Raw genomic sequence first — 16512 nt, forward strand, 5'->3', positions numbered from 1 at the left:
GCGACATGCAGCGTGAGGTTCTGCTGACCGGCATCGGCGGTCAGGGCATCCAGCTGGCGACCGCGCTGCTGGCCGCCGCCGCGGTGGCCGAAGGGCGGCACGCGATGTACTTCGGGTCGTACGGCGGCATGATGCGCGGCGGCAACTCGGACACCACCCTCGTCCTGGGCGACGCGCCCGTGGAGAGCCCGCCCACGATCGGCGCGGCGTGGTCGGCGCTCGTGCTGCACCCGGCGCACGCGGCCGGGGTGTACTCGCGCCTGTACGACGACGGCCTACTCGTCATCAACACCAGCCTGTGCGATCCGGCCGCCGGCCCCACCGTCGGCCGTCTCGTACCCGTCCCCGCCTCGGAGTTGGCCGCGAGCGCCGGCAACCCGGCCGCCGTGACGATGATCGCGCTCGGCGCGTACGCGGCGGCCACCGCGATCGTCACCCTGGACGCCCTCCTGGAGGTGGCCCCCGACGTGCTGCCGCCCTACCGCAGGCAACACGCCGAGGGCATCCGCACCGCGCTCCGCACCGGACACGCGCACGCGGGCCCGGCACTGTCGGCCTGGCCGGTGCGCACATGACCCCGCACACGAACCCGCGCCCAAACCCGCGCCCGACCCCCCGCCCGTCCCCCCGCCCACCCCACGGGACGCCCTCCCCGACCGAGCCGGTCCTGAGCAAGGGCACCCTCGTCATCGACGTCGACGCGTGCAAGGGCTGCGACCTGTGCATCGACGCGTGCCCCGTCGACGTGCTGCGCATGACCGTCGACGAGGTCAACGACCGCGGCTACCGCTATCCGCAGCTGCTCCCGGGCTGCATCGCGTGCAAGGCGTGTTCGGCGATCTGCCCGGACTTCGTCTTCCAGGTCTACCGCTACGCCGAACCACGCGACGAGACCGGAACCGGAGGGACCACCGCATGAGCGCGACCGGAACCCGCGCCCCCGTACTGCCCGGATCCGCCGCGATCGCCGAGGCGATGATCGCGGCCGGATGCCGATTCTTCGCCGGCTACCCGATGACGCCGTTCACCGAGGTCCTCGAACACATGGCGGCCCGGCTCCCCGAGGCCGGCGGCGTATGCGTCAACGCCGAGAGCGAGTTGGAGGCCGTCGGCATGGCGTGGGGCGCCGCGGCGACCGGCACGCCGGCCGCCACCGGGTCGACCGGGCAGGGGCTCTCGCTCATGCAGGAGTCGCTGGCCGAGATCGTGTACGCGCGACTTCCGCTCGTGGTGCTGAACATGGCGCGGGCGCAGGGCGACTACTACCAGGCGACCCGTGGCGGCGGGCACGGCGACTACCGGCACCTCGTGCTCGCGCCGTGCGATGTGCGCGAGGCGGTCGAGCTGACCCAGTGGGCGTTCCACCTGGCCGAGTACTGGCGCAGCCCGGTCGTGGTGATGGGCGACTACTACCTCGCCCACACGCACGTGTCGGTCGACGTACGGCCGCTCGACTTCGGCCCGCTGCCCGCCCGGGACTGGGCCCTCGACGGCTCCTCGGGCGGTACCGGCGCCGCCAAACTGATCTCGCCGCTGTCCGACAGCAAGCAGCGACACGCGGGCGACCGCGCCGACGCCGGCTACGACCTGGCCGAGTTCTACACCCGGCACGGCGGCGCGATGGAGCGCATGGTGGCCGAGACCGAGCCGCGCGCGGAGACCGGATTCCTCGACGACGCCGAGGTGGTGGTGATCGCGTACGGCACGCCCGCACTGTACGTCCGGCAAGCCGTCCGCGACCTGCGGGCGCTCGGCCGGCGAGTGGGCTACGTCCGCCCGATCACACTCGTACCGTTCCCGAGCGACATCGTCCGCGCGGCCGCGGCCGGCGCGCGCGTGGTCGCCGTGTACGAGAACAGCGGAGGACAGATGGTGGACGACGTACGCCTGGCCGTGCTCGGCGCGGCGCCGGTGCGCTTCATCGGGCGGCTGAGCCTGGATTCGTCGGGCTTCGGGATCGCGCCGGACCTGGAGGTGGGCGCGATGCGGCGGCGGATCGAAGCGGCGCTCGACGCGGCCTCGGACCGGGCGGAGGAAGCCCGATGACCGGCATCGCCCCCGCGGGGCGGCGCGAACTTCCCATCCTGAACACGGCCACCGCCCCCACGTGCGGCGCCAGACTCGTGCACGACTTCACCCCCGACCTGATCGACGTCGGCGCGCACCACCTGTGCCCGGGGTGCGGCGAGCCAATCGCGATGCGCTCGATGGTCGAGCAGGTCCAGGAGCTGGACCGGGTCGCGAAGGCGATCGCGGTGTTCGGGATCGGCTGCTACACGGCCTACTCCAACAACCTCGACATCGAGGTGCTGCAGGCCCTGCACGGTCGGGCGCCCTCACTGGCCACCGGCGCCAAGCGGTGTCGCCCGGACACGCTGGTGTTCACCGTGCAGGGCGACGGCGACATGGTCAACGAGGGCCTCCAGGAGGTCCTGCACACGGCGGCACGCGGCGAGAACGTCACCTGCTTCATGCTCAACAACGGCGTGTTCGGCGAGACCGGCGGGCACATGACGGCGGCGACCGTGCTCGGTCAGCGCACCAAGAACACGCTCGGCGGACGCGACGCGGCCGAACACGGGTATCCGATCCGGCTCGCGAACCTGATCGCCGAACTCGACGGCGCGGCGTACGTAGCCCGCGGCGCGGTCAACGACATCGTCAACATCACCCGTACCAACCGCATGATCAAGAACGCGTTCCGGACCCAACTGCGCGGCGACGGCTTCTCGTTCGTCGAGATCCTGACGATGTGCCCGACCGGCTGGTTCGTGGACACCGCCGCCGCGCCCGACTATCTCGCGAGCACGCACGCGGCGACGCACACACTCGGCGTACTCAAGGACGTGGCCCGCGGCGCGGGCCCGGAAGGAAATCGCGCGTGACCGGCTCACCGGATCAGGCCCCCATCGTCGTGGGCATCCTCTATCCACCCGGCTGGGACATCCGCCCGGCGCACGTCCTGGCGGCCGACCTGGCCGCCGTCCGCGCGCTCGACCCGCGGATCGAGATCGTCGACTGCCGCTACGTCGAGTCGGCCGCCCTGCGCACCGCGCGCGGTCGACCCGGCGCCGAAACCGATCCGGAACTGCGGGGACAGGCACCGGAGTTGACCGACGAACAGCGCGCGGCACTGGCCCGGGTGGAGGTCGCGCTCGTGGCCGACCTGCCCTTCGACGTGAGCGCGCTGGCCCCGAACCTGCGGTGGGTGCAGAGCTGTGCGGCCGGCAACGGGCAGCTGCTCTCGGCCGGCCTGCCCACCGAGCGGGTCCGGCTGACCAGCGCCGCGGGTGTCAACGGCGCGCCGATCGCGGAGTTCGTGTTCGCCCGGCTGCTCGCGTTCTTCAAGCGGCATCGCGACCTCGACGCCGCGCAGCGCGAACGGCTGTGGAAGCCCGCGTTCGGCGGGCTCGTCCAGGGCCGGACGCTCGGGTTGATCGGCGTCGGCGGGATCGGTTCGCAGATCGCCCGGCGGGCACAGGCGTTCGGGATGACCGTGCACGCCACGCGTCGCCGGGTGGACCTGCCCACCGAGCACGTGGACCGGCTGTACCACCCCGACGATCTGCACGAGATGCTCGTGACCTGCGACGCGGTGGTGTCGGCGGCCCCGGAGACGGCGGACACGGTCGGCACGATGAACGCCGCCGCGTTCGCCGCGATGCGCGAGGGCGCGTTCTACTGCAACGTCGGCCGCGGTTCGTTCGTGGTCGAGCCCGACCTGATCGCGGCCCTGCGCACCGGCCGGCTCGGCGGCGCGGCGCTCGACGTCGTCTCGGTGGAGCCACTGCCGGCCGAGGATCCGCTGTGGGACGCGCCGAACCTTTATCTGTCCGCGCACTGCTCCAGCGCTGCCCTCGAACACTTCACCGACGTGTTCCGGCTCTTCCGCGACAACCTGGCCCGCTACCTCGCGGGCGAGGAACTCCACAATCGGATCGACCCGGCTGCGGGCTGCTGATCCGCCGCCGACTGCCCACGACCAGAGGACGGACGACATGAGCAACGAGAACACACCCGAACGCACCCTCGGCGGCATCGGCACCCGGGTCCTGTTCGAGGACGACAAGGTCCGGATCTGGGAGCTCGAACTCGCCCCGGGCGCCCGCAGCGACGCGCACCGGCACGAGTTGGACTACTACCTGATCCAGATCGCCGGCGACCGGGTCGCGGTCGAGCCCGAGCCGGACACCGAGGGCGAGTACCGCGAGTACTTCGCCGCCGACGTGGTCCCGGGCGTCGTCGTCCCGATGCGGCGCGGCGGCGTCGAGACGGCGGTCAACGTGGGCGAACAGCGCTACCACGAGATCATCGTGGAGCTGAAGGACCGCTAGGTTCACGGCGGCGGGCGGCGGGCGGCGGGCGGCACGGCGAGGCGGGGCAGCGCGAGGCGGGGCGGACAGGGCAGCGGCAGGGCGGTTCACGGGCAACGGAGGGCGCGGAGATGGGTCACGGCCTCGTCATCGGCAGCGTGTTCGCGGGCGCGGCGCGAGCGGTGCCCGATCGTGCGGCGGCGGTGCTCGGCGCGGACGTGCTGACCTTCGGCGAACTGCACGCGGCGGGGGTACGCACCGCCCGGGCGCTGCGCGCGGCCGGCGTCGGGCGCGGCGATCGGATCGTGTGCTGGAACCGGACCACGCTCGACGTGCTGCCGGTGTTCGTCGCGCTGGCCCGGATCGGCGCGGTGTACGTCCCGCTCGGCCCCGGGCTTTCCGCCGAGGAGGCCCGGGCCACGGTCGGCGTGGCCCGCCCCGCGCTGCTGATCGCCGACGACACGGTGCCGGGCGTGGCGGTGGGCGCCGCGCTCGGTGTACCGGTGCTCGGGCTCGCGGAGCTCACGCGGGCGGCCGGCGGCGAGCGGGATGCCACCGCGGACGTGGCGGGTCCGGACGAGACCGGTCCCGACGAGGCCGATCCGCACGTGCTGTTCTTCACCTCCGGCAGCACCGGTCGGCCCAAGGGCGTCGTGCTGTCGCACCGCACCAACGTGCTGCGCACGCACCCCGGTTCGCAGCTGGAGCCGCGCGGCGCGATGGTGTGCGCGTACCCGCTGTTCCACATGGGGGCGTGGACGATCGCACTCCAGCAGTGGCAGGCCCGCGACACGCTCGTGCTGGTCGCCCGGGCCGACGGCGCCGCGATCGTGGCCGCGGTGCGGCGGCACGGCGCGACCCGGCTGAATTGTGTGCCGGCGGTGTGGCGGCGGGTCCTGGAGGCGCTCGCGGCGGAGGCCGAACCCCGCATGGGCACGCTGGACACGCTGCGGTTCGCCGACACCGGCACCTCCACCACCCCGCCCGAACTGCTCGCGGCGATCGCGAAGGCCGCGCCGAACGCCGTCCCGCGGGTCTTCTACGGCTCGACCGAGGCCGGCAACGTGGCCTCGCTCGACGGCGCCGACGTGCTCCGCAAGCCCGGCAGTTGCGGCCTGCCGAGCCCGTACCAGGACGTCGAACTCGACGCCGACGGCGAGCTGTGCGTGCGCGGCCCGCTGCTGTTCGACGGCTACTTCGACGACGAGGCCGCGACGCTCGCGGTGCTGCGCGAGGGCCGATATCGCACCGGCGACCTGGCGCGGGTCGACGCCGACGGCTACCTGAGCATCACCGGCCGCGTGGGCGAGCTGATCCGCACCGGCGGCGAGGGCGTCGCGCCCGGCGAGGTCGAGGAGGTGCTCGCGCGGGCCGACGGAGTGCGCGAGGCGGCCGTCGTCGGACTCCCGGACCCGACCTGGGGCGAACTGATCTGCGCGGTCGTCGTACCGACCGACCCCGCCGACCCGCCCGACCTCGCCGCCCTGCGGGCCTTCTGCACCGGCCGCCTCGCCCCCCACAAACACCCGCGGCGCGTCGTACACGTCCGCGAACTCCCCCGCACCCCGGCAACGGGCCAACTCCTGCGCCGCCGGCTCCTCGACCGGATCACGGCCGCCGACTGAGGAAGCCGACCCGATCGCGCCGCGGCTCCGATCGCGCCGCCTCCGTTCCCGTCGCCTCCGTCAGGACGACCGCAGGAGGTTCTCGCGATCCCGGCGTACGCATTCGATGAGGTAGTCGCCGCTGTCCGGGTCGATGCCGACGCCGTGGGTCTCGCTGCGGAAGCCGGGGAAGTCCCGATCGAACGACTCCAGCGCGCCGAGATAGCGCAGCAGCGGGCCGTCCTTGGCGCCGATGCTCTCGCCGGGCATCAGGACCGGAATTCCCGGCGGCGTCACGGTGACCATGGCCGCGGCCACCCGCCCCGCCGCCTCGGCCAGGCGAACCCGCTCGGTGCCGCCCCGAACCAATTGTCGGTAGCAGCGCTGGGGTGGGACGACCGGCACCGGCAGGTCCTGGAACGCGGTGTCCAACAGCTCGACCAGACCCGCCCGACGCAGGTGGTCGTGCATCTCCCGGCACAACTCCCGCAGGCTCCGGTCCGCGTAGCGGCGGGGGAATCGCGCGACGACGTCGGGCAGGACCTGGGCAAGGGGCGTGTCCCGGTCGTGCAGCGCCTTGAAATCCGTCAAGGCGTCCAGCAGCGTTCCCCACTTTCCTTTGGTGATCCCCATGGAGAACAGGACGAGCGTCGTGTACGAGTCCGTCTTTTCCACCACGATGTTCCTGGTGGACAGATAGGAGGTGAGCACCCTCGCGGGAATGCCCCAGTCGGCCATCGTTCCGCCGGCGTCGATCCCGGGGCAGGTGAGCGTCACCTTGATCGGGTCGAGCAGGCAGTATCCCTCGCTCAGGTCGCGGAATCCGTGCCAGTCGGCCTCGGGCTCCAGCTGCCAACACGACGGCTCGCTCCGGAGCAGGTCCGCCGGGGCTTGGGCGAAGCCCCATCGTTCGCCGGTGGCCGGGTCGGTCACGGCGTCGGGTTGCCAGACCCCGAAGAACCATGGTGGGCGGTCGCCTTCGGCGGCGATGCGCTCGGCGAGACGCACCATCGACTGACGGAAGCGAATCGCCTCCGTCACGGCTTCGTCGACCAGCCAGTGCCCCTGGCCGCCGTCCATCATTCCCGTCGCCACGTCCAGCGAGGCGATGACGGGATAGAGCGGCGAGGTGGTGCCGTGCATCATGAACGTCTCGTTGAATCGTTCGTGCTCCACCGGAGCCCGCGGGGCCGGCCTGAGATGCACCATCGCGCTCTGCGAGAGCGCGGCGAGCAGCTTGTGCGTGGACTGGGTCGAGAACACCGTGGGCCGGTCGGGGCCGGGGAAGGTGTCCGGTCCCACCGACATCCCGTAGCGCCCGGCGTACAGCGGGTGGAAGCGCGCGTATGCGAACCACGCCTCGTCGAAGTGGACCCGCGGGGTACTGGGCGCGAAGGCTCGGGCGACCGCGACGGCGTCGTAACACAGGCCGTCATAGGTGGAGTTGGTCAGCACCGCGTATTCGGCCCCGGGCGAGGCGGCGGCACGCGACAGCGGGTTGTCGGCGATGCGGGCCGCCACGGCCGCGGCTCGGATCTCGGCCGGGGGCAGCGGGCCGGCCAGGCCGTATCCGTTGCGGGTGGGGACCAGGTAGACCGGGCGGGCGCCGGAGACGACCAGGCCGTGCAATACCGATTTGTGGCAGTTGCGGTCCACCAGCGCGATCTCGTCGTGGGTGACGCAGTAGTGCCCGACCATCCGGTTCGCGGTGGAGTCCCCGTGCAGGACGAAGTAGGTGCGGTCGGCTCCGAAGACGCGGGCGGCGTTGCGCTCCGCGTCGCCGATCGGCCCGGTGTGCTCGTACAGCGACCCGAGTTCCTCGACCGAGATCGACAGGTCGCTGCGGAACAGCCGCTCCCCGAAGTAGTCGAAGAAGGCTCGTCCGACGGGGGATTTCAGGAAGGCGACGCCGCCGGAATGTGCCGGGGTGTGCCAGGAGTATTCGTGGGTGTCGCCGAAGTGCCGCAGCGCCTTGAAGAACGGTGGGAGTACGGCTTCGAGATAGGTGCGCGCCGCGCGGACGAGTCGCCCCGCGATGAACGACGGAGTGTCCTCCAACGGCCAGACGTAGCCGACCACCGTTTCCGCGACCCACAGCGGCAGACGTTCGAGGTCCTCGTCGGCCATGACGAGGAAGACCGGAAGGTCCTTGAAGCGCTGCCCCAGTTGGCGCAGCATCGCGGCAGCGTCCTGGTCGTCCGGCTCCGCCGCGGGCCGTGCCGGCGCGGGCAGGTCCCAGGCCACCATCGCGGCGGCCAGTCCCGCCTCGGTACGCAGCACCGCCCGGGCGTCGGCGGCGTCGCGCGCCCAGCGCACCTCGAATCCGTGCTTCTCGACTTCCGCGCGAATCCGGCGGAGTTGCTCGGCGCCGGAGCTGTCGCCGCCGGGATCCTCCGGCAGGAAGAAGAGAATCGTGCCGTTTGCCACTTTCGCCCCCTTGGTGCATCGCGACGGATGCGCGAAGCCGACGATTCCAAGAAATCCGTCCGGAAGGATCCGATTGGATGTAAACCGCTCTTTTGGGGGAGCGCGCGACCCGCGCACCGCGACACCACCCGAGGCCGGTCCCGGAAAGCGTTCGACGGTCGGGTCGGTGGTCGAGTCGGTGATGTCGGGTCGGTGATGTCGGGAACCCCGTGGGTGGTTGGCGCGACTATGTGGCGACAGGGTGGACAGGGTGGACAAGCCGTGCCTCGGGGCGGGGTTCCGAGGGGCGCGATGGGGATGGGTACGACAGCCGGTCGAAGTGGCCGGCGCTCGGGCGGGGATCCGGGACGCGAACCGGGCCGGGGTCCGAGGGCGCGCCCCGGAAGTGGCGTGTCCCCGGCCCCGGCTCCGGTCCCGGCTCCTTGGTCAGATCGCCTGGCGTTGGTCGAGGGTTCGTACCTCCCTCGCCCGGGGCGTCGGGTTCTCGGCTTCGCGCAGGAGTGTGATCAGGTCGTTGCGGGCCCGGGCCACGCGGGAGCGGACGGTTCCGATCGGACAGTCGGCGACGGTGGCGGCCTCCGCGTAGCCGAGGTCGAGGACCTGGGTGAGGACGAACGCCTCCCGGCGGGCCGGGTCCAGGGTCCGGCACAGGTCGGCGAGGGCGATGCCCTCGTCGAAGCCGGGGCGGGTGATGTCCTGGTGGCGCTCGGCCGCTTCGACCCAGTCCTCGACGGCGGCGGTGCGCGGTCGGGCGGAGGCCGCCCGGTAGCGGTCGACCACCGTGCGGCGGGCGATCGTGAGCAGCCAGGTGCGTACCGAGGACGCGCCGGTGAAGCGGGGCAGCGCCGTCCAGGCCCGGAGGTAGGTCTCCTGGGTGAGGTCGTCCGCGCTTTGCACGTCGGTCAGGTACGCGACGAAACGCCACACGTCGCGATGGGTCCCGCGAACGAAGTCCTCGACCGCGGCCGGATCCCCCGCCGCGCCCGCCAAGGCCCGCGCGGTCAGGTCGAGGTCGTCCATCGGCCACCCCCCACGCCGTGGATGTCGTCAACGAACGGAGAGCATGAGCCCATGGAGTGCACCCGATACCGCGACGCGTTGTCCGCGTGGCTGGACGGCGAGGCGACCGGTGCGCCGGTCGTGGCCGCCCACGCGCATGTGGGCGGCTGCGCCGCCTGCGCCGCCTGGCTCGCGGACGCGCGCACGCTGCGCGCACTCGTCGAGCGTGCCCCCGAGCCCGACCCGGGCCACGTGGACGACGTGCTGCGGATGCTGCGCGGGCGACCGCTCGGGGAGGCCGGGCCGGGTTCCGCCGACGGGGCCTGATCCCCGGCCGAGGCGGCCGCCTCCGGAAGGCGGCGGTGCGGGTGATCGGACGATGCGGCAGGGCCGGCCCGGTGTTCGGGGCGGCCACGAGAGCGAAAAGATGTCACGTTCCACGTCCTCGTACGGCAGGCGGCGGCGATCGATCGCCCCGAGGGCGTACCGATGCCGGGATGGGGACTCGCGACCACCGGAGCCGGCAAAACCGCAGGCGTCGACGGCGGTACGCGAGGCGCCGGAGCGCGCGGGACGGATCGGCCGAGACGGTCGCCGTCGTGTCGGGTCGTGCCGGATCACGTCGTGCGGTGTGACGGCCTGGCATGTCACAGCACGTCGCGACGGGGCGGGTGGACACGGCGACGCACCGGTCGGCGCGATGGTGACGCGCGACTCGGGCGCGGGGGGCCGCCCATGGCCCACCGGCCGCGCGGCCGAACCGCCGACTGCCCGGGGGCATGGCGGATCCGGTTGGGTCGTGCGGATGCACGACGACGGCGGTGGACTGCTCAGGCGGCGAGCACGAAGGGCGGGCCCCGCCCGGGCAGCGGGCGGCAGACCCAGCGCGCGATCGCCCGTTCCCGGCGCCGCCGCGAGCGCGGCATCGACGGCAGCCGCGGGGCCGCGGGGGCGGTCCACGCCCCCACCAACGCGAGCACGACGGTGACCGCCATGGTCGCGAACAGCCTCAGAAGGCGAAAGAGCGCCTTCTCGCCGTGCCGCAGCCACAGCGCGCAACCCGAAGCGGCGAGCACGTGGGCCGCGACCATGCCGAAGCCGCCGTGCCCGAGCAGGGCCATCAGCGGACCGTCGTGGCCGGTTCCGGAACCGGCGGCGGTCGTGTGGTGTCCCCCGCCGGCCGCGCTCCCGAAGCCCGCGGACTCCGGGGATCGGCGGGCCAGGTCCGGGTCCAGACGCATCCGCACGAGCAGTTCGGCCACCGTGTGGTTCGCCGCGTCGCCGGGTGCGTCGTCGTTGCACAGCAGGATCTGCAACCACTGCGCCTCGAAGCGGGACGCGCCCGCCGTGGGCGCCACCGGCTGCTGGGCGAGGGTGAACAGCGTGTGCAGGCCGGCCTGGGCGGCGAGCATCGCGCCCGTGATGGCGGCCAGTCCGCGTTCGCGATCGGCAACGGCCCACGCGAGACCGGCGATACCCACCCCGGCGCCGACCGGCGCGGCCCAGTGGACCGGCGCGTCGGACATCAGGGTGTGTCCGAGCAGCGCGAGCAGCACACAGGTCACCGCGAAGGTGGCGGCGCGTGCGGCGCGGAGCGCGGACCGGGCAGGCATGGTGTCGCTCATGCTCCCACTCCTTGGGGGTCGCGGTGGAATCGGGGGCACTTTGTCCCACTCCCGAACAAGCACGCGCGCGACGCCGGTTGCGTCCCGAAGCCGACCCTCCGCCCCGCCCCCGGAAATCGCGCCCCGCCCGGAACCGCCCGCGATCACCGCCCGACTACTGGGATGCACTCGCTCGCGCAGCCTCCCCCTACCGGGCCGATCGTCTTCCCTGGAGCCTGATTCATGCCGATACCGGCCGACTTCGTGCCGATCCCGTCCGACGGCGAACCCGTCCTCCCTGCCGGCGCCCATGCCCGCGCCCGCCCATGGAACCGATGGCCGTCGTCGAGCCCACGAATCCCCGGCCGAGTGCTCGGCTTCCTCGGCCTGCTCGCGCTCGTGTTCGTAGCCGCGTTCGCGGCCGGGCGCCTGAGCGGCCCGGTGGCCCCGGACCTGCGCGAGCCCGGACCACCGGGCGCGCCGGTCCCGATGGGAGCCGACACCGGCGGCGGACACGGACACAAGAGCATGGGCGCGGGCATGGGCACGGGCAACGCCACGAGCGCGATCACTCCGGGCCGGATCTCGCCCGACGCGACCTCGGCGGGTGGTGCCGCGTGACCGCCGCCCAGGAGCTCCTCACCACCGACGTCACCGTGTCGGGCATGACCTGCGGCGCCTGCGTGAACCGCGTGGAACGGCGGCTGTCCCGGCTGGAGGGCGTCACCGCCACGGTGAACCTGGCGACCGGCCGGGCCCGGGTGATCCACCCCGGATCGGTGTCGATCGCCGACGTGCTGGCCGCGGTCACCGAGGCCGGATACTCGGCGAGCGTGGCGGCCGACGCGCCCATCGCGGCGCCCCCGCCCGCCGCGGACGAGCGCCGGAGCGGGCAGGATCTGGCGGTGACGGCCGCGCTGTCCGTGCCGGTCCTGGTGCTGTCGATGGTGCCCGCGTGGCAGTTCGCCGACTGGCAGTGGCTGTGCCTGACGCTGGCCGCGCCGGTGGCGACCTGGGGCGCGTGGCCGTTCCACCGCCGCGCCCTGCACGGGCTCCGGTACGGCACCGCGACCATGGACACCCTGGTCAGCCTCGGCGTGATCGCCGCGTTCGGGTGGTCGCTGTGGGCGCTGTTCGTGGGCGGCGCGGGTGAGCGCGGGATGCGGATGGACTTCACGCTGCTGCCACCCGCGAGCGACGCGCACGCGCACATGTACCTGGAGGCGGCGGTCGCCGTCCCGCTCTTCGTCCTGCTCGGACGGCGGCTGGAGGACAGGGCGCGCACGGCCACCGGGTCGGCGATCCGCGAGCTGGCCGCGCTGGTACCGGACGAGGCCGCCGTGCTGCACCCGGGCCCCACCGGCAAGCTCGTCGAAGTCACCGTCCCCACCGCCGCCCTGATGGTGGGTCAGGTATTCGTGGTGCGCCCCGGCGACCGGGTGCCCACCGACGGGGTCGTCGTCGAGGGCCGCTCCGCGCTCGACGTGTCCCACCTCACCGGGGAGAGCCGGCCCACCGAGGTCGCCCCCGGCGACCCGGTCCCCGGCGGCAGCGTCAACGAGGGCGGCCGCTTCACCGCGCGCGCGAGCGCCGTGGGCGCGGACACCCGCCTGGCCCGGATCACCGCCGCGGTCGAGGAGGCCCAGGCCGGCAAGACCCGGGCGCAGCGCCTGGCCGACCGCGTCGCGGGCGTGTTCGTCCCGTCCGTCCTGGCGATCGCCGTGACGGCGCTGGGCTTCTGGCTCGGCGCGGGCGCCGACCCGCAGGCCGCCGCGACCGCGACCATGGCCGTCCTGGTGGTCGCCTGCCCCTGCGCGCTCGGGCTCGCGACGCCGACCGCGATCCTGGCCGCCACCGGACGCGGCGCCCGCATGGGGATCCTGATCCGCGAACCGGCCGCGTTGGAGCGGCTGCGCCGGGTCGGCACCGTCGTCGTGGACAAGACCGGCACCCTGACCACCGGCCGGATGACCCTGCTGCGCCACGAGGCCGCCCCCGGGGTCGACCCGGCCGAACTGCTGTCCCTGGTCGGGGCCGTCGAGGCCGGGTCCGGACATCCGATCGCGCGCGCCGTGGTCCGCGCCGCGGTCGAGCCCACCGGACCGCCGCCGGCGGTGGCCGACTTCGTCTCGGATCCGGGCGTCGGCGTGCGCGGCCTCGTCGAGGGGACCCGCGTGGTGGTGCTCCGACCGGACGCCGAGGACTCGCCGCCCCTCCCGGACGCCCTGCGCACCGCGTTGCGGGAGGCGGACGCGGCCGGCCACACCGCCGTCGTCGTCACCGTCGACGACGAACCTGCGGGCGTGCTGGTCCTGGGCGACTCGCCGCGCCCCGGAGCGGCCCGGGCGATCCGGGCGCTGGAGCGGCTCGGCGTCACCGTGATCCTGGCCACCGGCGACCGCGCCGGACCCGCGCAGGCGATCGCCGCCGAGGTCGGCATCACCGAGGTGCTGAGCGAGCTGGGCCCACACGACAAGGCCGCGCTCGTCCGCGGCCTCCGCCTCGACACCCCCGGACGGGCGGTCGCGGTCGTCGGCGACGGCATCAACGACACCATCGCGCTCGGCGAGGCGGACCTGGGCATCGGGATGGGCGGCGGCACCGCCGCGGCGATCGGCGTCGCCGACGTCACGCTCGTCCGCGACGACCTCGCCGCCCTGGCCGACGCGATCCGACTGTCCCGGCGCACGGCGACCACCATCCGCGCCAACCTCGGCTGGGCCTTCGGCTACAACGTCGTGCTCGTCCCCGTCGCGGTGACCGGACTGCTCAACCCCATGTTCGCCGCCGCCGCGATGTCGGTCAGCTCGCTGGCGGTGGTGACCAACAGCCTGCGGCTGACCCGATTCCGGACCCGACGCCCCGACGACGCGAACCAGGACTCGACATGAAGCCCACCGGACCCATCGACCTCCTCAAGGCCGCCGCCGGCCCGCTCGTGGCGGCCGCCCTGGCCCTGGCGCTGCTCACGGTCTGGACGGCCGCCGGCCAAGCCGGCTCCGCCCCGAATCTGTCCATCAGCGACGGCCGGATCCACCTGCCGATGCCGGGCAACTCCCAGGCGACGTCGGCCTACTTCACCATCCGCAACAGCGGCGACAGCAACGACGAGCTCGTCTCCGCCTCGACGCCGGCCTCGGACGACGTCGGCCTCAGCTTCCACACCTACACCGGCTACGCCGGCCGGATGTGGATGACCGAGGCCCTGCCGATCCCCGCCAAGGGCCTGCTGGGCATGACCGCCAGCGGAAGCAACATCATGCTCGACTCCCCCAAACCCCTGCGCGCCGGCGACACCGTCCCGTTCACCCTCCGCTTCCGACACAGCGGAACCATGCACGTCACGGCCGTGGTGGTGGCCCCCGGCACGTGGACCGGATCCACGAAACCGCAACGGAGTGCCTGAGGCTCCGCCGCACCGGGCGAGGAAGGTCACGACAGCCCTTCCCCGTACCCGTCCTCGTCCCCGCCGTCCGGATCCGCGCAGCCCGGCAGTGTGACCCGGACCGACAGCCCGCCCCCGTCCCGGGGCTCGGCGCGGGCGTCGCCGCCGTGCGCCCGGGCCACCGCCCGGACGATCGACAGGCCCAGGCCCGCGCCGGGGGCGGCGGAGAGCCGGCTCGCACCGAGCCGGCGGAACGGCTCGAAGAGACTCGGAATGTCGTAGGGGGCCACCACCGGACCGGAGTTGGTCACCTCGACGAGCGCCGAGCCGTCCGGGCCGGTGTCGGTCACCACCCGGACCCACCCGTCCTCGGGCAGGTTGTACCGGATCCCGTTCTCCACCAGATTCTGCACGAGTCGCTCCAGCAGGACCGGATTGCCCGTGGTCGGCGCCTCGCCCGTCTTCGTGTGCACGACGACCCTGCCCGGCGGGACCTGGGCGGCCAGGTGCTCGACGATGTCCGCCAGATCCACGAACGCGTGCTCGTCCAGTTCCACCTCGTGTTCGGACCGGGCGAGCAGGAGCAGACCGTCGATCAGCCGTTCGTGTCGTGCGTTGATCTCCAGGAGGGTGCCGCCCAGTTGGCGTACCTCCGCCGACGCGGCCCCCTCCCGGACGGCGACTTCGAGCAGGGCCCGGTTCAGCGAGAGTGGGGTGCGCAGTTCGTGCGAGGCGTTGGCGATGAACCGCCGCTGGCCGTCGAAGGAGTGGTCGAGACGGGCCAGCATCACGTCGAACGTGTCGGCGAGTTGCTTGATCTCGTCACCGGGACCGTCCAGGGCGATCCGCTCGTGCAGGCCCCGGCCGGCCGCGGGGGCGTCGGCTATGCGCTGGGCGGTCGCGGTCATCCGGTGCAGCGGCTGGAGCAGCCGCCCGGCGATCAGCCAACTACAGACGACGGCGGCGGAGCCGACCACGGCCAGCGCGATGCCGCCCTGGGTCAGCAGCGAACCCAACACGTCCCGCTGGGTGTCCCCGACGATCCGGGTGACCTGCTCCACCTTGGCACCGCCGGCCTCCGGCCCGGCGGGCGCACCGCTGGTGGCGTTCTCCGGGCCCGACGTGGACATCCGGTTGTCGCCGGCCTCCATCCGTTGGGAGACCAGGGCGTACGTCACGCCCAGCAACAGGACGGCGGCGAGCACGAAGAGCCCGCCGTACACCAGCGTGAACCGCGCCCGGATGGTCAGCCTGCCGGTCCTGGGCCGGGTCACGGGATCCGGTACCCCACGCCCGGTTCGGTCCGCACCACGGGCGGGGCGCCGAGCTTGCGCCGCAGCTTGAGGATCGCGATCCGTACCGCGTTCGTGAACGGATCGGCGTGTTCGTCCCATGCCTTCTCCAAGAGCTGTTCCGCGGAGACCGCGGCGCCGTCGGCGCGCAGGAGTTCGGCGAGGACCGCGAACTCCTTGCGGGACAACGGGACATAGCGGCCGTCGCGATAGACCTCGCGCCGGTGCGGGTCGAGCCGGATGCCTGCGCGTTGCAGGATCGGCGGCGCGCTGGGCCCGCGCCGACCCAACGCCACCACCCGCGCGGCCAGTTCGGCAAACGCGAACGGCTTGGGCAGGTAGTCGTTCGCGCCCAGGGCGAAGCCCGCGACCCGATCGTCGATCTCCGTCGCCGCGGTCAGCATCAACACCCGGGCCGAACAGTCGCCCGCGACGAGCTCACGGCACACGTCGTCGCCGTGTACCAGCGGCAGGTCCCGGTCGAGCACCACCACGTCGTAGTCGTTGACACCGACCCGTTCCAGCGCCGCCGCGCCGTCGTGCACCACGTCCACCGCGTGCGCGTCCCCGCGCAGCCACTTGGCCACCGCTTCGGCGAGCAGCGGCTCGTCCTCGACCACCAGAATCCGCATCCGCCCATGGTGGCTCGCGAGGCATGTCCGCGGCGTTAACGCCGGCGGAAACGGCCGGGATATCCCGTGCCGCCGGCCGATCGGATCGTCGATCGGCCGGCATCGGCGTTAGTCCTTTCGGGTGTTGCGGTCGAATGGGGCTTCGGGTGGGGCGGGGGTGCGGTAGACAGGTGGGCATGCCTCTCAAGACGCGGGCCGCCAGGGTCGGCTCGATGGATGTGAATCGCATGGGCCCGGTGGAATTGCGGGTCTTCGC

Annotated in this window: 16 protein-coding genes; 11 read left to right on the forward strand and 5 right to left on the reverse strand. The window is 73.2% G+C overall.

What is annotated here, in order from left to right; all coding sequences use genetic code 11:
• Nucleotides 1-5 precede the first annotated feature (5 nt).
• From OG928_RS39435 to OG928_RS39465, 7 genes are all read left to right on the forward strand, one after another.
• Nucleotides 6-575, forward strand: a complete 570-nt coding sequence (locus OG928_RS39435) for a 2-oxoacid:acceptor oxidoreductase family protein (RefSeq protein ID WP_331766813.1) — start codon at nt 6-8, stop codon at nt 573-575.
• Nucleotides 572-919, forward strand: a complete 348-nt coding sequence (locus OG928_RS39440; RefSeq protein ID WP_331766814.1) for a 4Fe-4S binding protein — start codon at nt 572-574, stop codon at nt 917-919. Before OG928_RS39435 ends, OG928_RS39440 begins: the two co-directional genes overlap by 4 nt.
• Nucleotides 916-2046, forward strand: coding sequence for a thiamine pyrophosphate-binding protein (locus OG928_RS39445; RefSeq protein ID WP_331766815.1), 1131 nt, complete (start codon nt 916-918; stop codon nt 2044-2046). The genes OG928_RS39440 and OG928_RS39445 overlap by 4 nt, the downstream gene beginning before the upstream one ends.
• A complete protein-coding gene (locus OG928_RS39450; protein WP_331766816.1) occupies nt 2043-2885 on the forward strand; it encodes a thiamine pyrophosphate-dependent enzyme in 843 nt (280 codons plus the stop codon). Before OG928_RS39445 ends, OG928_RS39450 begins: the two co-directional genes overlap by 4 nt.
• Nucleotides 2882-3961 carry a D-2-hydroxyacid dehydrogenase gene (locus OG928_RS39455; RefSeq protein WP_331766817.1) on the forward strand — a complete coding sequence of 360 codons (1080 nt, stop codon included), beginning with the start codon at nt 2882-2884 and terminating at the stop codon, nt 3959-3961. The genes OG928_RS39450 and OG928_RS39455 overlap by 4 nt, the downstream gene beginning before the upstream one ends.
• 37 nt (nt 3962-3998) lie before the next feature.
• Complete coding sequence (locus tag OG928_RS39460; RefSeq protein ID WP_331766818.1) at nt 3999-4334, forward strand: hypothetical protein; 336 nt, start codon at nt 3999-4001, stop codon at nt 4332-4334.
• A 110-nt stretch (nt 4335-4444) separates the two neighbouring features.
• Entirely contained in the window at nt 4445-5938 is a 1494-nt protein-coding gene (locus tag OG928_RS39465; RefSeq protein ID WP_331766819.1) for a class I adenylate-forming enzyme family protein, read from the forward strand.
• A 60-nt stretch (nt 5939-5998) separates the two neighbouring features.
• Here OG928_RS39465 and OG928_RS39470 read toward each other — a convergent pair whose 3' ends face one another.
• Nucleotides 5999-8344, reverse strand: a complete 2346-nt coding sequence (locus tag OG928_RS39470; RefSeq protein WP_331766820.1) for an Orn/Lys/Arg decarboxylase N-terminal domain-containing protein — start codon at nt 8342-8344, stop codon at nt 5999-6001.
• Between the two features lie 426 nt (nt 8345-8770).
• The gene (locus OG928_RS39475) at nt 8771-9364 is read right to left on the reverse strand and encodes a sigma-70 family RNA polymerase sigma factor (protein ID WP_331766821.1); all 594 of its coding nucleotides are present in this window, start codon (nt 9362-9364) and stop codon (nt 8771-8773) included.
• A gap of 51 nt (nt 9365-9415) precedes the next feature.
• Here OG928_RS39475 and OG928_RS39480 point away from each other — a divergent pair, with 51 nt between their 5' ends.
• Nucleotides 9416-9670 (forward strand): zf-HC2 domain-containing protein, encoded by a 255-nt coding sequence (locus tag OG928_RS39480; RefSeq protein ID WP_331766822.1) that lies wholly within the window; start codon nt 9416-9418, stop codon nt 9668-9670.
• Nucleotides 9671-10173: 503 nt separating this feature from the next.
• Here the strand turns inward: OG928_RS39480 and OG928_RS39485 are convergent.
• Nucleotides 10174-10968 carry a hypothetical protein gene (locus tag OG928_RS39485; protein ID WP_331766823.1) on the reverse strand — a complete coding sequence of 265 codons (795 nt, stop codon included), beginning with the start codon at nt 10966-10968 and terminating at the stop codon, nt 10174-10176.
• Nucleotides 10969-11190: 222 nt separating this feature from the next.
• On the opposite strand from OG928_RS39485, the gene OG928_RS39490 reads away from it, so the two are divergent.
• The 3 genes from OG928_RS39490 to OG928_RS39500 are packed head-to-tail and all read left to right on the forward strand — an operon-like array spanning nt 11191 to nt 14353.
• Entirely contained in the window at nt 11191-11568 is a 378-nt protein-coding gene (locus OG928_RS39490; RefSeq protein WP_331766824.1) for a hypothetical protein, read from the forward strand.
• Between the two features lie 44 nt (nt 11569-11612).
• Nucleotides 11613-13838 (forward strand): heavy metal translocating P-type ATPase, encoded by a 2226-nt coding sequence (locus OG928_RS39495; protein WP_406292102.1) that lies wholly within the window; start codon nt 11613-11615, stop codon nt 13836-13838.
• Entirely contained in the window at nt 13835-14353 is a 519-nt protein-coding gene (locus OG928_RS39500) for a copper chaperone PCu(A)C (RefSeq protein ID WP_331766826.1), read from the forward strand. Before OG928_RS39495 ends, OG928_RS39500 begins: the two co-directional genes overlap by 4 nt.
• A 26-nt stretch (nt 14354-14379) precedes the next feature.
• Here the strand turns inward: OG928_RS39500 and OG928_RS39505 are convergent, their stop codons facing one another.
• A complete protein-coding gene (locus tag OG928_RS39505) occupies nt 14380-15606 on the reverse strand; it encodes a HAMP domain-containing sensor histidine kinase (RefSeq protein ID WP_331766827.1) in 1227 nt (408 codons plus the stop codon).
• Nucleotides 15603-16256, reverse strand: a complete 654-nt coding sequence (locus tag OG928_RS39510; RefSeq protein WP_331766828.1) for a response regulator transcription factor — start codon at nt 16254-16256, stop codon at nt 15603-15605. Before OG928_RS39510 ends, OG928_RS39505 begins: the two co-directional genes overlap by 4 nt.
• Between the last annotated feature and the right edge of the window lie 256 nt (nt 16257-16512).

Origin of the sequence: Embleya sp. NBC_00896 (assembly GCF_045207785.1) — a bacterium.
Taxonomy (GTDB): Bacteria; Actinomycetota; Actinomycetes; order Streptomycetales; family Streptomycetaceae; genus Embleya.